This is a genomic window from Sphingobium sp. FW305-3-2-15-F-TSA7 (genome assembly GCF_058787155.1).
In genome coordinates this window covers 32,487-46,768 of the sequence record NZ_JBYSZM010000020.1, presented here as the reverse complement: position 1 = coordinate 46,768, position 14,282 = coordinate 32,487, and the positions used below count along the sequence as shown (strand labels likewise).

The 14,282-nt window shown below is 65.2% G+C and carries 14 protein-coding genes; 4 read left to right on the top strand and 10 right to left on the bottom strand.

The features are described 5' to 3' along the window. Positions 1 to 13 precede the first annotated feature (13 nt). The 9 genes from AC3WN8_RS16560 to AC3WN8_RS16520 form a co-directional block, all read right to left on the bottom strand. Positions 14 to 1,102, bottom strand: a complete 1,089-nt coding sequence (locus AC3WN8_RS16560; protein ID WP_492670559.1) for a copper resistance protein B — start codon at positions 1,100 to 1,102, stop codon at positions 14 to 16. Then, a complete protein-coding gene (locus AC3WN8_RS16555; protein ID WP_492670558.1) occupies positions 1,099 to 2,898 on the bottom strand; it encodes a copper resistance system multicopper oxidase in 1,800 nt (599 codons plus the stop codon). The genes AC3WN8_RS16560 and AC3WN8_RS16555 overlap by 4 nt, the downstream gene beginning before the upstream one ends. Before the next feature lie 59 nt (positions 2,899 to 2,957). Next, on the bottom strand, positions 2,958 to 3,521 hold the full coding sequence (locus AC3WN8_RS16550) for an RNA polymerase sigma factor (protein ID WP_492670557.1): 564 nt from the start codon (positions 3,519 to 3,521) through the stop codon (positions 2,958 to 2,960). Next, entirely contained in the window at positions 3,518 to 3,958 is a 441-nt protein-coding gene (locus AC3WN8_RS16545; protein ID WP_492670556.1) for a Spy/CpxP family protein refolding chaperone, read from the bottom strand. Before AC3WN8_RS16545 ends, AC3WN8_RS16550 begins: the two co-directional genes overlap by 4 nt. After that, positions 3,955 to 4,233: a hypothetical protein gene (locus AC3WN8_RS16540; RefSeq protein ID WP_492670555.1), complete on the bottom strand. Its 279-nt coding sequence runs from the start codon at positions 4,231 to 4,233 to the stop codon at positions 3,955 to 3,957. Before AC3WN8_RS16540 ends, AC3WN8_RS16545 begins: the two co-directional genes overlap by 4 nt. A gap of 151 nt (positions 4,234 to 4,384) precedes the next feature. Continuing rightward, positions 4,385 to 5,272 (bottom strand): DUF6999 family protein, encoded by an 888-nt coding sequence (locus tag AC3WN8_RS16535; RefSeq protein WP_492670554.1) that lies wholly within the window; start codon positions 5,270 to 5,272, stop codon positions 4,385 to 4,387. Next, the gene (locus AC3WN8_RS16530) at positions 5,265 to 5,960 is read right to left on the bottom strand and encodes an iron-containing redox enzyme family protein (RefSeq protein WP_492670553.1); all 696 of its coding nucleotides are present in this window, start codon (positions 5,958 to 5,960) and stop codon (positions 5,265 to 5,267) included. The genes AC3WN8_RS16535 and AC3WN8_RS16530 overlap by 8 nt, the downstream gene beginning before the upstream one ends. Then, positions 5,957 to 7,096, bottom strand: coding sequence for a thiolase family protein (locus AC3WN8_RS16525; protein ID WP_492670552.1), 1,140 nt, complete (start codon positions 7,094 to 7,096; stop codon positions 5,957 to 5,959). The genes AC3WN8_RS16530 and AC3WN8_RS16525 overlap by 4 nt, the downstream gene beginning before the upstream one ends. 111 nt (positions 7,097 to 7,207) lie before the next feature. Continuing rightward, positions 7,208 to 8,416, bottom strand: a complete 1,209-nt coding sequence (locus tag AC3WN8_RS16520; protein WP_492670551.1) for a serine hydrolase domain-containing protein — start codon at positions 8,414 to 8,416, stop codon at positions 7,208 to 7,210. A gap of 521 nt (positions 8,417 to 8,937) precedes the next feature. Here AC3WN8_RS16520 and AC3WN8_RS16515 point away from each other — a divergent pair. The 4 genes from AC3WN8_RS16515 (at position 8,938) to AC3WN8_RS16500 (ending at position 12,428) form a co-directional block, all read left to right on the top strand. Beyond that, positions 8,938 to 10,440, top strand: a complete 1,503-nt coding sequence (locus tag AC3WN8_RS16515; RefSeq protein ID WP_492670550.1) for an MFS transporter — start codon at positions 8,938 to 8,940, stop codon at positions 10,438 to 10,440. Then, positions 10,437 to 11,444: a serine hydrolase domain-containing protein gene (locus tag AC3WN8_RS16510; protein WP_492670549.1), complete on the top strand. Its 1,008-nt coding sequence runs from the start codon at positions 10,437 to 10,439 to the stop codon at positions 11,442 to 11,444. Before AC3WN8_RS16515 ends, AC3WN8_RS16510 begins: the two co-directional genes overlap by 4 nt. Next, positions 11,444 to 11,941 (top strand): GNAT family N-acetyltransferase, encoded by a 498-nt coding sequence (locus tag AC3WN8_RS16505; protein ID WP_492670548.1) that lies wholly within the window; start codon positions 11,444 to 11,446, stop codon positions 11,939 to 11,941. Before AC3WN8_RS16510 ends, AC3WN8_RS16505 begins: the two co-directional genes overlap by 1 nt. 133 nt (positions 11,942 to 12,074) lie before the next feature. After that, positions 12,075 to 12,428 (top strand): hypothetical protein, encoded by a 354-nt coding sequence (locus tag AC3WN8_RS16500; protein WP_492670547.1) that lies wholly within the window; start codon positions 12,075 to 12,077, stop codon positions 12,426 to 12,428. Between the two features lie 272 nt (positions 12,429 to 12,700). On the opposite strand, the gene dacB is transcribed toward AC3WN8_RS16500, so the two are convergent. Beyond that, entirely contained in the window at positions 12,701 to 14,194 is a 1,494-nt protein-coding gene (gene dacB, locus AC3WN8_RS16495; protein WP_492670546.1) for a D-alanyl-D-alanine carboxypeptidase/D-alanyl-D-alanine endopeptidase, read from the bottom strand. Between the last annotated feature and the right edge of the window lie 88 nt (positions 14,195 to 14,282).

Sequence of the window (14,282 nt, the reverse complement as noted above, 5' to 3'; positions counted from 1 at the left end):
TCGCTCCCTGTCTTCAGAACCAGGCCCGCACGCCGACGACGAAGCTGGTCGCTTCGACATCCTCGCCGGCAAGTCGTGCATAGCGTGCGGTGCCGCCAACGCGACGGTCCCATGATACCCCGATATAGGGCGCGAACTCGCGGACGATCTCGTAGCGAAGCCGCAGACCCAGCTCGACATCGCTCAGGCCCGAACCGATACCGCTCCTGGGCACGTCCTGCAGCGCGAAATTGAATTCGGCTCTGGGCTGGAGGATCAGGCGCTGGGTGATGCGCTGGTCGTAATTGCCTTCGAGCCGGGCGAACAGGTCGCCCTTGTCGGACAGGAACAGCGCACCTTCGACCTCGAACCAATAAGGGGCAAGACCCTCGAACCCGATCGCCGCATGGGTGCGCGACGGGCCCGGCCCGATATCCTGGCGGACGCCGGCCTGGAGGTTGAAATAGGGGCCGATCGCGCGACTGTAGAGCGCCTGCACCTCGGCATCCTCGACGCCTTCGCCGAACGCGCCCTCGCCCTCGGTCTTGACGACGAGCCGGTTGATGTCGCCGCCGAACCAGGCTTCGCCGCTCCAGCGGAAACCGTCCTTGCCGCCGCGCACCTGATATTCGGCGAGGTCGATCATCACTTGCGAGAAGCTGCCGCCGCCATGTTCGCGGCTGAGCTGCGTGCGCGGCCCCGTCATCGCCGTGGCACCCCAGACGCCATCGGCATAATTGGCTTGCGGAGCCGTCGGCGCCGGCGCGTTGCCGGCGGGAAGCGCGGTGCCGCCGCTGCCATGGCCGGGCATGGCGTCGCTCGCCGCCGGCTGCATGGCCGACATGTCATGTCCGGCATGGGGGTCGGGCGCGGGTGCCGGCGATTGCGGCGCCATATTGTGCCCGGCATGGGGATCGGGCGCCGGTGCTGCCGGTTGGGCCGTCATGTCGTGCCCGGCATGAGGATCGGCGGGGGCAGGGGATGCAGTGGGCTTCGCGTCGGCCTGTTCTCCATGGCCCGCATGCGCGGACATGTCGTGCGCGCTGTGATCGGTCGTCTGTGCGGCGACCGGCGTCGCGGCAATCGCCAGCGTGGCGACCGAAAGCAGGAGGAGCGGCTTCATGCTGCGCCTCCCGTGCGGGGCCGCACCGTCACGACCTGCATCATGCCGGCATGCATATGGTAGAGCATATGGCAGTGGAACGCCCAGTCGCCGACAGCATCGGTGGTGACGTCGAACGTTACCTTGCCGCCGGGCTGGACCTGCACCGTATGCTTCCTGGGGGCGTACTCGCCATGCCCGGTCACCAGTTCGAAGAAATGGCCGTGAAGATGGATGGGGTGGCCCATCATCGTGTCGTTCACCAGGGTCACGCGCACGCGCTCGTCCTTGGTGAAGGGGATCGGCGCCTTGACTTCGCTCAATTTCTCGCCGTCGAACGCCCACATATAGCGTTCCATATTGCCGGTCAGGTGGATCTGCATCGCGCGATCGGGCGCGCGCACGTCCGGATTGCGCTCCACCGCCATCAGGTCGCGATAGACGAGCACGCGGTGGCCGACATCGGCCAGCCCCTGGCCGGGTTCGCCCGTGCGATCGATCGGCATGGGTGAGATCGACTGGACGGTCGGCGTGTCCTTGACCGTCGGCGCCAGCGACATGTCGCGCATCGAATGCTTCATCGCGGTGCCGCCATGACCGCTCGCCGCATCCGCCGGCGTGCAATGGCCCATCGCGGCATGTTCGGGCGGGCATGCGTCGTCGCCGGCCGGTTTGGCACCCATTGCGCCATGATCCATGCCGCCCATGCCCATATCCGTCATCGTGGCGAGCGGGCGCTTGCGGAGCGCGGGCATTTCGGTCGGCATGCCCTCACGCGGCGCCAGCGTCGCGCGGGCCAGGCCCGACCGGTCGATCGCCTCGCCGGTCAGCGTATAGGCGCGGTCGTCGGCCGGTTCGACGATGACGTCATAGGTTTCCGCGATCGCGATCTGGAACTCGTCGACCGTCACCGGGCGCACGCTGAGCCCGTCGGCCTGGACGATGGTGAGCTTCAGCCCCGGTATCCGGACGTTGAAGGTCGTCATGGCGGAAGCATTGACGAAGCGCAGCCGGACGCGCTCGCCCGGCCGGAACAATGCCGTCCAATTGTCGCGGGGGCCGTGGCCGTTGATCAGATAGGTATAGGTCGATCCGGTGACGTCGCTGATATCGGTCGGGTCCATCCGCATCCCGCCCCAGGCGGTTCGTTCGGAGGCGGGCTGGTCGTCACCCTTGATCAGTCCGGCCAGCGTCTGTTTCTGATAGTTGAAATAGCCGCCCTGCTGCTTGAGCTTGCGGAAGATCTGGTGCGGGTGGATCGGGCTGTGGTCGGACAGGACGATCACATGCTCGCGATCGGACCGGATCGGATCGGGGCCGGCGGGATCGATGACGATCGGACCGTAATGGCCCATCTGCTCCTGCAGCCCGGAATGGCTGTGATACCAATAGGTGCCCGACTGGACGATCGGGAATTCGTAGGTGAAGGTCGATCGCGGCTTGATGCCCGGGAAGCTGACGCCCGGCACGCCGTCCATATGAAAGGGCACGAGCAGGCCGTGCCAATGGATCGAGCTGTCCTCGTCGAGATCGTTGATCACCGACAGCCGGACATTGGTGCCTTCGCGCAGACGGACCAGCGGGGCGGGGATCGTGCCGTTGATGCCGATGCCATGGCTTTCTCGGCCGTCGACCGTGATCATCTGGTGCGCGATCCGGAGCGAAATGTCGGTTCCGGATACGGTGGGGAGCGGGCGGACGATGCCGGCCGAAACCGGCTGCGCCCATGCCGGAAACCAGGCGGCGAGGGCTGCGGTGCCGCCGGAGATGGCCGCGCCGCGCAAAAGCGTGCGGCGATCGAAACGCGATACTGTCATTGGTCCTGCTTGTGCTGTGAAAATGATGGGCGTCTGCGGGATGATACGCGCACGGCGCTTCAATCCCTCAATATTTCCGACAATTTCATCCGCGCGCGATAGACGCGCATTTCCACGGCCTTTTCGCTGATGCCGAGGATCTGCGCGGTTTCCGCCTGCGTCATATCCTCGATCGTCCGCAGGATCAGCGGTTCCTTGAGCGATGCCGGCAGCGTGCCGATCGCGCGCATCGCCCGATCGAGCTCCTGCGCAGCGCCCAGTGAATCGTCGATCGCGACAGTGCCGTCGGCGATCTCCTCGGTCTCGCTGATCGGCACGGCAAAGGCGAACAGCCGGCGAACCGCGCGTCTGCGTGCCCAGTCACGGCATTTGTTGATCGCGATGCGCGCGATCCACGCCCGGAACGATCGCGTGCCGTCATAACGGGCCAGCGCCGAAAAGGCGGCGACGAAGCTGTTCTGCGTCACGTCGAGCGCTTCGTCGGCATCGCCGATATGGCCGCGGACGAGTCGATAGACCCAGTCGCGATGGCGGGTCATCAGCGCGCCATAGGCGGCCTGGTGCCCCGCCATGGCGATCACGGCCAGTTCCCCGTCCGTGCAGCCGGCAAGATCGGCAGTCACCTCTCCTTGGCCGTGAGCGCTTTCACCACTGCCGCATCGAACTTCGCGGCCTGTTCGGGGCGTAGCACGCCGCGCATCGCGAAGATATGCTCGAGCGTTTCCTTCTGGAGCTGTCCCATCGCCATATGCGATCGATCGACCGCGGCGCCGACCTTGGGGCCATAGCCGCGCTCGGCCTCGATCGCATCGGCGAGACGCGCATTGTCGGCACGAAGCTCCTGTTCCAGCGCCTGTCTGCGCGCCGCGAAATGCTTTTCGATCACGTCTATCCGGGCATGCTGCTGCGCGTCCAGATCGAGCTGGCTGTGCAGCAGGTCGTGCAATTCATTCTCGACCGGCCGCTGCGGGACGACATATTCGCGGCCGATCACCACGCCGGCGATCGCGGCGACGAATGCGATCAGCGCGATCAATGCGATACGGCGATAATCCTTCACCGTGCGTTGCCGAGCAGCGTGGAGGGAGCCAGCATGGGCGGCGCCCCAAGTGGCGAGATCGGCGCGGCCCTGACCTCTCCGCCGGGCAGGGCGGATCCGGCGATGCCGACGACCAGTGCCATGACCGCCGCCATGCCGAACGCCTTGCCGCTGAGGGCGGGCGTCGCCTGCGCGCGTGCGGCAAGCTTGTCCATCACGGCGTCGTCGATCGACGACAGGCCGGGATGGACGGGGCCGTCGCGAAGCTGCGCGAGCATGGCGTCGATATCGGTCAAGCAGGAGTCTCCAATGTCATATCGTTCATACGCAGCATTCGCCGCTTCCCCTCAACGTGGATGCACTTGGATCGGTGGCCCCCGTCATGGGGGATAATGGCGCATATCGCCCCGTTCGGCCAGATGTTGGGCATCGCGCGGCCGGAACCGATCAGGCGGGGCCTGCCGCTGCTGCCTGACGCAGCTTCAGCTCCGTCAGGAAACCATGAAGCACTTCGGTCGAAAGCCCGTGGAGCATCAGGCGAAAACCCGCGCGCAATGTCGAATGCGGCACCAGCGGATGGCGGTTGTTGATCATCGCCAGATGCTTCTCCTCGCCTGTCAGCCGGGCTGCGTAGAGGCCGACAGTCTCGTCGAGCTGCAGCGAATTGGATGCGCGCCAGAAATCGCGATCGGTCAGCAGCATTGCATAGGCGGGCGTATAGAGCTCGATCGCGGTCTGCAGATCGATGATGTTGAACCGGCCATGGGGCAGGGGATCGATCGCGATATCGTCGGCGATCGCGGAGAAATCGACATGCTCGACACGGCCGAGCGCGGCGCCGCGACGATCCATTTCCTGGTTCAATTGAATCAGGAAGTTGAAGATGTTGAGATCGTGTTTGAGGAACAGATTGTCCTTCACATCGTCGATCGTCTGCGGCGTCATCGGTTCGAGCGCGGGGTGGAAACCTGGCGTCGCATTGTCCGAAATGAACCGCAGAATCTGCGCGCCCAGATGGAAATGGCGCAGGATCAGGCGATTGGCGTCGGGCGTCAGGAAATGGCGCATGCCGAATGCGATGGAACGATGCAGCAGCCGGGGCGCGTGCGGCCAGCGCGGGCTGATCGTGTGGACGAGCTGCGCGAGCACGATCGCGATCCGGGCGAGCGGGCGGACGATCGGCAGCAGGAATTGCCGGCTGCGCGATGCCTGGTCGCGGATCAGCGCGGCCTTTGCAGCGGGCGCGAAAGGCAGCGACCGGTCGAGCATCAGCGCCAGCCAGGGATTGGGATCGCGCGGATCGTAGGATGCCGGATCCAGCCGGTCGTCAGACATTGTCGAGCTCCTCGAGCTGGAGGCGGTAGAGCCGGGCGACGATCTTCGCATGGCGCACGATGCTATCCGCCACAGCCCGATCGTCGACCGCCAGCGTCAGCGCGTGATCGAACATGTCGAGATGCCCGCCGTCATTCTCGCCATGATAGGCGAGGAAGCTCGTCGCGTCCTCACCCAGGCCGAGCTGGGCGCGGATCGCCTCCGCCCAGGGCGTGGCAAGCTTTTCGCCGAGCCCCTCGATCACGAACATCGCACCGAGCATGCCCAGCGGATCGGGCCGCGATGCCGTCTGGTACATGAAGGCCGACAGTGCCTCCGATCCGATATTCTTGGGGGCTGTGCGGATATCCTCGGCTTGACCGCCCGACGCGACATAATTCTGTTCGAGCAGGCGATAGTCGCGATGCTCGGCAACCGCGTGGCGCACGAACAGCGAGCGCAATTCCTCGTGATCGGGACCGAGATTGGATGCGGCGCGGCTGATCCAGCGGCTGCCCTCCACCACTTGCTGGCGCAGGTTGAGCAGCAGGCTGCGATAATCCTCGATCCGCAGGCGCCCGCCGATCAGCCGCGCGATCACGGGCACCTGCACCAGCGCGCTTTCGAAATCGATCCAGACCTGTGCCAGGCCGCGATGCGTCGCCTGGACGAGTGCGGCGTTCCCGCCGGTTTCACCAGTGTCGGTCATTGTCCGTCCTCCATCACCGTCATGCCCGCATAGGCCATGATGCACTGTCCGCTCTCGGGCACCGCGCAGACGATCCTTTGCTCGCCGCGCAGCCGGCCCGATCGCATCAGATCGTCGATCATCAGGAAGATCGCGGCGGCGCCGACATTGCCCTTGTCGTAGATATTGGCGAACCAGCGATCCTCAGGGATCATGCAGCCCGCACGCGTGGCGAGCTTCACCATCTCCTCGCGCAGGCTGTGCGCGGAGAAGTGGCAGAGGAACCAGTCGGTCGCGAGCGGATCGATCCGCCCCTCGTCGACCAGCCGCATGAACTCACCCATCCAGACCGGCAGCATGCGGTGCAGCGCCTCGACATCCTGGCGAAGCTGGAATGCGCCCGCGCGCGTCGCGGCGGCGGCGCTTTCGTGCAGGCTCCAGGGCCGCAGCGAACCGTCCGCGCCACGCGCCGCGCCACCCGTCATGCAGGGCCGGAATCGATCGGCGAAGGAGCGCAGCGAGATCCAGTCGATGCGCAGCGAAAGGCCGCGCGGGGCGGGGCGATCCTCGATCAGCAGCCCGGCCGCACCGTCGCTGAGCGTCCAGCGCAGGAACTCGGCATCGCCGGGCAATGTGCCGTCCGCCTGCATCGTATCGGTGCCCAGATAATGGCCGGGGCGGAAATAGCGGCTCGAAAACTCCGCGCCGACCGCGATCGCCGCGCGATGCTCGCCCGCAGCGACCTGTAACGCGGCGGTCTTCAGCGCCATCATCGAACTCGCGCACACGCTTTGCAGGCTCGCCAGCTCGATCGGCGGCAGACCGGATTCGGCATGGACGCCGGAGGCGAGGCCGGGGACAAGCATGTCGTTCTGGGTGGTCGCGGTGGCGAGGAAGCCGATCCGGCTCTTGTCCAGTCCGGCATCGTCGATCAGCGCGCGCACCGCGTTCCCGGCCAGTTTCGCCACGGTCCAGTCGGACGTGCCGTCGGGACGGATCGCATAATGGCGGTGGCGGATGCCGTTCTGGCGCAGCGTCAACCGCCCGAACCGTTCGGCTTCGGGGGAGAGACGGCCGATATAGTCGGCCATCTCGTCATTCGCGATCGGCTCACCGGGCAGGCATTGCGCGGTCGCGGTCACATAAACGGGTTGCATGTCGACAACTCCATATCCGTCCGGCGACTCACCGGACGGATATGGGATGCCATTTTATTGATCGTTGTTCAATTAAATTATTTTACAGTGTTCAATTGCGGTCAAAGGCCACTAGTTGCCGCGCGCCAGCACCTCTTCAGCCGGAGTAAAAGCGGAGCGTTTGCCGACGACCATCGGTACATCGGTCGCGAAATAGGCGACTCCGGTGCCGCGCTTGCGGTCGATCCACAGGCCCGAGCGCAGGCCATAGGCGTCGCCGCCATGGCCGAAGCGCTTGCGGCCGTCGCCGAACGGATCGTCATGGCATCCGCTTGCATTGGTCGCGAGAAACGTCACGGCCAGGCCATAGCTGCAATAGAAACCGCCAAAGGGCGTGCCGGTCGACGGATCGCTGCCGGTTTCTCCGTTGGGCGCCGTGGTATCGCCATTGAAGGTCCAGAGCGGAATTTCGAGCAGTGCGACCGAGCGCGGCGTCAGCAGTTTCACGCCGCCCACGGTGCCGCGCCCGAGCAGCAGCCGGCCGATCTTTGCCAGCCCGCGCGCCGAGATGCGCAAACCGCCCTGCGGCGAAAAGATCGCGCCATTGGCGCCCGCGCGCCAGCGGCTCAGGTCGCAGCTTCCATCGCTGGCCGGTGTGACGGCACAGGCGGGGCGGCCGCCGCGATGGTCGTCGCGCACCGGCTTGCCGGCGCGATAGAGCACCACCGCCCGCGCCGCCGCCGCGTCGGAACAGCCCACGAAATTATAGCAGGCGTCGAGTTTCAGGGGCGCCAGCACGAGCCGGTCCATCAGCCGATCGAAGCGCTCACCCGTCGCGCGCTCCATCACCGCCGCGACCACGGGAAAGTTGAGATTGGTGTAGCGGAAGAATGTGCCCGGCGGGTGCGCCGTATCCCACGCCTTGGGATCGGCAAGCACGGTCCGCAGTTCGGCGTCGAGCGGCAGGACATAATCGACGCCGTCGGTCAGCCCCGATCGGTGCGACATCAGCAGCCGCAGCGTGATCGGTCGATCGGGAAAGGCGGGATTGCGTAATGGCCAGCCGAGCAGCGTCGAGACATCGGCGTCCAGGTCGAGCTTGCGCTGTTCCACCAGGCGCATCACCGCGATCGCGACCACCAGCTTGGAAATCGATGCCACGCGCACCGGATCGTCGGCGGTGACGGTGCGGCCGGCGGCGATATCGGCAAACCCCGTCGCCGACATGCCGGTTTCGCCGTCACGGTCGAATGTCACGCGGACCGTGGCGACGGGCTGCTGCGGTGTTGGAGCGGGCTGTGCCGATTGTGCCGATGCGAGGAGAAGGGGGATCAGCAACATCGAGAAATTCATCGCCCGGCCGACCCGGCATGTGCCGGGCCGGTCGGGCGATGCCCCCTTATAGGAATTCGTTTTCCAGCCCGGCGCTCAACGAACGACCGTGCGGATTCGCCGCAAACATGTCGTGAGTGCCCTGGCATATATCTGGCTGGGTGGGATCAATGGTGCCCCCGCGCGCGGCTTCCCCGATCAGGGCTGGTCCGGACGACCACGAGACAAGCATATGAAAATCCCCCAGAACCTCGCATTCTTCCGATGCGAGCTCGGCTATTAAGGAACAAGAATGTCAATAATGGGTCATAGTTTCTGTTGGGGGATATATAACTTATGGATATGGGCGCACGCCAAAAAAGGCGGGGCTCGACATCTGCGAGGCAGCGTCGCCATTGACTGTTCGAGGGGCACGGTCAAGCGTGCGGCCATAAGGCTTCCCCGGGGGATATTGATGACGTCAGCTTCGTTCACGCGCAGGGTTTTCGATCTTGGCTGAGGCGGTCGATTCGTCGGTGGAGTCGACTGCTATGCATCCGGTGACCAGCGCGCGCGCCATACCGCCCGGCATCGGCCGGATGGCGCTCTATGTGCTGCTCGGTTTCTCCGCCGGCCTGCCATTCTACATGTTTTCGACGGTGCTTACGCTGCGTCTCCAGGCGCATGAGGTCGGACTCGTCATCATCGGTTTCTTTGCCTGGGTACAGTTGCTGCCCACGTTCAAATTCCTGTGGGCGCCGATGCTCGATCGGTACGATGTGCCCGGATTTGCGCGCTTCTGGGGAAAAAGGCGCGGCTGGATCATGCTGTCGCAACTCGGCATCTTCACGTCGATGACGGCGATGGCGCTTACCGCGTCGGACGAAAGCCTCGCCATCACCGCATTGTTCGCGGTTCTGCTCGCTTTCTGGACGACGACGCTCGAGGTCGCGGCCGATGCCTGGCGCATCGAACTCGCACCGACGCGTGAGGAACAGGGGCCGATCACCGCCGCGAATCTTTGGGGATATCGATCGGCAATGGTCGCGGCGGGCAGCGGTGCGCTGCTTGTCGCCGACAGCGCGGGCTGGACCGCGTCATATCTGGCGATCGCGGCGGCGGCGTTCCTGCCTTTTCCGATCCTGGCCGCGATGCGCCCGGATCCCGGTCATGGCGGCAGCCGCTGGGTGGCGCTGACGACCGGGCTGATCGCCAGCGCCCTGATCCTGCTCGTCGCGATATTGGTGACGGCGGCGATCGGCTGGGTCGTGCTCGACACCGCCGCGCGAATCGGCATCAGCGCCAAGACCAATGTCACGCCCTATGTGCTGATGATCTGCATGGTGCCCTTCCTGATCATGGCAGCGGCATTGCCCCGGATCCGCAAGGCGCCGCCCACCGCCGCGATCCGGACATCGGCCGCGATCGGCCCCTATGTCGATTTTTTCTGGCGCTACGGCTTCGGCGCTCTCGTGCTGATGGCGTTCGTCTCGATCTATCGCATGGGCGATGTGCTGGCGCTCAATCTGTCCAAGCCGATGATCAAGGATCTCGGCTATTCGCTGACCCAGATCGGTCGCGCCGACAGCCTGGTCGCGCTGCTTGCCAGCATGGTCGGGGTCGGGCTTGGCGGCTGGATGGTGACACGCTGGCGGCAGGGTACGACGCTGGCGATCGGCGCATTGTTCGCGGCGTTCGGCAATTTCGGGTTCGTCTGGCTCGCACATCAGCCACCCAATGAAGCGATGCTTTATATCGCCACTGCCGCCGACCAGTTCGGCAACGGCATGGCGGGCGCGATCTTCGTCGTCTATCTCTCGCTGCTGGTGAATCCGCGCTATCCCGGCGCGCAATATGCATTCCTTTCGGGCTTCGCCTTTCTGCTGCCGCGGCTCCTGTCCGGGGCCGGAGGGGCGATCGTCGAGGATCTGGATCGGGCCGGCTATAATGGCTTCGACATGTTTTTCCTGATTTCAGGGGTGGCGAGCCTCGCCGCGATCGTTTTCCTGCCACTGCTTGCGCGGATCAAGCCGCGTCCGGACGATATGCTATGATCGAAGCCGCCTTTGCTCCTGCCGCCGCCGCGATCGCCGACGGACGCATTCCCGGTGCGGCGTTGGGCGTTGTTGCCGCCGATGGTCGTCGCTGGACGATATTTGCGGGTATGGCCGCGATCGAGCCCGAACCTGAAGCGCTGACCGAGGATCATTGGTTCGACCTCGCCTCGGTGTCCAAGGTGATCGCGACGACAACGATGGTGCTGACCCTGGCGGATCAGGGCCGGATCGATCTCGATCGCCCGCTGACCGACGCGATTCCTGATCTGCGGCAGTACGACGTCGCCAATGCGGCCGAGCGCAAGCTGACCTTTCGCGACTGCCTCGCGCATCGCAGCTTCCTGCCCGCGGTCGAGCCGATCTATACCTATGGCGACGATCCGGCGCGGCTGCGCGCCTTCGTGCTTCAGCGCGAGTGGCGGCACGGCCCGCCGGTCTATTCCGACATCAATTTCATCCTGCTCGGTATCGCGATCGAGCGGATCACCGGCAGGCCGCTCACTGAATGGCCCTTGCCGCAGGGCCTGTCCTACGGCCCGTCACCCGGCCCGGCGGTCGCGACCGAGCATTGCCAATGGCGCGGGCGGGTGCTGAAGGGCGAAGTGCATGACGAGAATGCCTCGGCATTGGGTGGTGCCCCCGGCCATGCCGGGCTGTTCGGCACGCTCGGCGGCGTGCTCGATTTCGCGCAGGGACTGCTCGACGGCAGCGGTGCGAGCCCGGCGATGCTCGCGGCGATTCGCGCGCGCGTGCAGGGGGATCGCACCTGCGGCTGGGAACGCCGCTTCGTGGGTTGGTCGGGCGGCGATACCTGCTCGGACGAGACGATCGGCCATACCGGCTTCACCGGCACCGGGCTGTGGATCGATTTCGACCGCGGCGTTGCATGGACATTGCTCACCAATCGCGTCCATCCAACGCGGCATCGCGACAGCGGTATCTTCGTGCTGCGCCCGGAGACTGGGAATGCGGTGATCGCGGCGTGGGACGGGGCGGGGTGATGCTGATCCGTGAGGAGCAGGCCAACGACCGCTGCTTGATATCGGACGTTGTCGAGCAGGCCTTCGGCCAACCCGACGAAGCGCGGCTGGTTGAGCGCCTGCGTGCCGACGGCGATGCTACGATTTCGCTGGTGGCGGTGATCGACGATGCGGTGGCCGGGCATGTCCTGCTGTCGCCGATGGCAGCGCCGTTTCGTGCGCTGGGGCTGGCCCCGGTTTCAGTCGCCCCCAGGCATCAGCGCAGCGGCGTTGGGCGCGCATTGATCGAGGCCGCGATCAATCGGGCGCGGGCGGGGGGCTGGAGTGCGATCTTCGTACTTGGCGATCCCGGCTATTATGGCCGCTTCGGCTTCCGCGTCGATCTGGCGACGGGTTTTGCTTCACCCTATGCCGGGCCGTATCTGATGGTGTTGCCGCTGGGTGCGGTATTGCCCGTGGCCGAAGGTGCGATCGACTATGCACCGGCTTTCTCGGCACTGGAGCCGGATGATCATTGATCATCGGCGGTCTGCGGCTAGATCAAGCTGCGCAATTTCGGAATCGCACAGCTTGATCTAGCTATTTGTTTTGCCGGGATTTTCGAGTCGTTCGATGGTTCCATCGAACTGCAAATCGCTCTAGAAGCTGTCCATGGCCAAAGCTGACCGTCTCGCCCGCCTCGACGAACGCCGTATCGAACTCGAGGAGGAGTATCGCGCCGCGCTGATCGACGCGCTTCGCGTGACTGCGGCGGGGCGCTGGGGATTGTTCGATCACAACAAGGACAAGGCTGCGCGCGCTGCGATCGCGCCGGTTATCGAGGCGCTGGCCGAGATCGGCGAGTCGATCGACGGCATCCGCGACCAGTTCGGTATGGCGCCCTTCGAGCTGCAGCAGGAATTCCTGGCATCACGCGGGCCGGTCAGTCCAAGCGCGGTGGGTGAACCGAAACAGGCACAGGCGTGGCTGGATCGTTTGGGGGCTTCGGATCCTGCGAAGGGGTGACGCGAACGCTCAAGGTTGATTTACTTGATCGTAAACACGCCGTCATTGCGAGCCCTTCGACTGCCTGCCAAGGCAGGCGCTCAGGATGAACTTCGATCCTACGGATCGAAGCGCGGCAATCCAGGGATGCATCAACCGCCGGATTGCTTCGTCGCTACGCTCCTCGCAATGATGATCGAGGGCTGTTGAGCCCGCGCAACGCTCGCCAAACGAAAATCCCGGACAGTAATGCGTGAACGCGGGAATGACGTGGTAGGTCGGGAGAATGACGTTCAATTCTCCGCCGCGATCATCTCCAGCGCTGCATCCATCGTACCCGTCGCGGATACGCCCTGCGGCATGTCGTTGGCAAAGATCGAGAAGGTCAGCGTCTTGCCGCTCTTCGCGATCATATAGCCCGACAGTGCCGAACTGGCGTTGAGCGTGCCGGTCTTCGCGAACAATTTGCCTTCCAGCGTCGTGCCCTTGAATCGCTTGGAGAGTGTGCCGTCGACACCCGCGATCGGCAGCGTGGTCCGCCATGTGGCGCCCCAGGGCTGGGCGGAAATCCAGCGCAGGAAGATCGTCATGCCGCGCGGTGCGACGCGATTATAGGTCGACATGCCCGAGCCGTCGGAAAAGTCGTATGCGGTGCGCGGCACGCCCGCCTCGGTCAGCATCGCCTGGACCGCGGCAATCCCGTCGGCGGCGGATCCGCTGCCCGTGGCATAGGCGACACGGCGCAGGGTCAGTTCCGCATGCAGATTCTGGCTGACCTTGTTGGTGTGTGTCAGATCCTCGATGAAGGGCGCGGGGACCAGCGTGGCGAGCGCCTGGCGCAGCGGCAGCTTCGCGGCGGGCGCACCGTCGCGAACCGTTGGGTCGTCGGCGGGCATCGTCGGGCGATGCCGGACATCGACCATGCCCTTCACACGCACCCCCCGCGCTTCCAGCATCCGCTTCAGCCGCCAGGCCGCGAAATGCGCTGGGTCGTCGACTGCCAGCCGGAGCTGTTCGGGCTCGGCGCCCGTCGCAATCGTGCCGGTCAGGCGCACTGTCCGGCCATTGGGCTCGCGGGCGAACGACAATTTGGTCTCGCCCGCCGCGACCGTCGTCGCGCGGTTCTCGATCTCGTAATAGGGTTCGATCTCGACCTTGGGCGCCTCGCCGACGGCGGCGGGCTTCACCATCATCGGCAATTCATTGTCGTCGATGGTCAGCGCCGACGCCGCGGTGCCCGAGCGTGTCTGGATATTGTTCCAGGCCATGCCCGCGCCCCAGCGCTGATCGGGATAGATGCTGTCGTCGCCCACCACGTTGCGGACGGTGCGCGTCCGCGCCGCCACCGCATCGGCCAGCGTCGACAGGCAATCGACGGCGCAATCGGCCGCGCTCGACATGCGCGCATCGCCGCGCCCTTCCAGCACCACGTCGCTGAGGCCGCCTCCGGTCGGCTCGATATGCACGGCCGTACCGCTCGCCGCATCGGGCTGATCGAACGCCGATAGACGATGGAAAGCGGCGGCGGTGCTGTACATCTTGGTGTTGGACGCCGGGATGAAGCGATCGTCGGGTGCGATCGCGATCAGTTCGCGACCGCTCTCGTCGGTGACGACCAGGCCGAAACGCGTGCCCGGTCCGATCTCCGCCAGCCGCGCCTCGACGCGCTGCTGCAACGATTGGGACGGAGCTGTTTCGATGGGAGCGGCCTGCCCCCATGCCGGCGCGGTGGCGCCGAGGATGAGGAACAACGGGGCGGCACGATGCGCCTTCAGGATCATGGTCATGGGTAATGAGCCTAAGGCCAAGCTGGCGGCGATGCCATCGGGTGCATGCCATACAGAGCTTTGCCCGCTCCATAACCGGCCTGCATGA

Coding starts and splice junctions, on each gene's coding strand:
- AC3WN8_RS16555 (WP_492670558.1), bottom strand. CDS start 2,898: ATGACAGTATCGCGTTTCGATCGCCGCACGCTTTTGCGCGGCGCGGCC.
- AC3WN8_RS16510 (WP_492670549.1), top strand. CDS start 10,437: ATGATCGAAGCCGCCTTTGCTCCTGCCGCCGCCGCGATCGCCGACGGA.
- AC3WN8_RS16515 (WP_492670550.1), top strand. CDS start 8,938: ATGCATCCGGTGACCAGCGCGCGCGCCATACCGCCCGGCATCGGCCGG.
- AC3WN8_RS16505 (WP_492670548.1), top strand. CDS start 11,444: ATGCTGATCCGTGAGGAGCAGGCCAACGACCGCTGCTTGATATCGGAC.
- dacB (WP_492670546.1), bottom strand. CDS start 14,194: ATGACCATGATCCTGAAGGCGCATCGTGCCGCCCCGTTGTTCCTCATC.
- AC3WN8_RS16535 (WP_492670554.1), bottom strand. CDS start 5,272: ATGTCTGACGACCGGCTGGATCCGGCATCCTACGATCCGCGCGATCCC.
- AC3WN8_RS16525 (WP_492670552.1), bottom strand. CDS start 7,096: ATGCAACCCGTTTATGTGACCGCGACCGCGCAATGCCTGCCCGGTGAG.
- AC3WN8_RS16500 (WP_492670547.1), top strand. CDS start 12,075: ATGGCCAAAGCTGACCGTCTCGCCCGCCTCGACGAACGCCGTATCGAA.
- AC3WN8_RS16560 (WP_492670559.1), bottom strand. CDS start 1,102: ATGAAGCCGCTCCTCCTGCTTTCGGTCGCCACGCTGGCGATTGCCGCG.
- AC3WN8_RS16520 (WP_492670551.1), bottom strand. CDS start 8,416: ATGTTGCTGATCCCCCTTCTCCTCGCATCGGCACAATCGGCACAGCCC.
- AC3WN8_RS16530 (WP_492670553.1), bottom strand. CDS start 5,960: ATGACCGACACTGGTGAAACCGGCGGGAACGCCGCACTCGTCCAGGCG.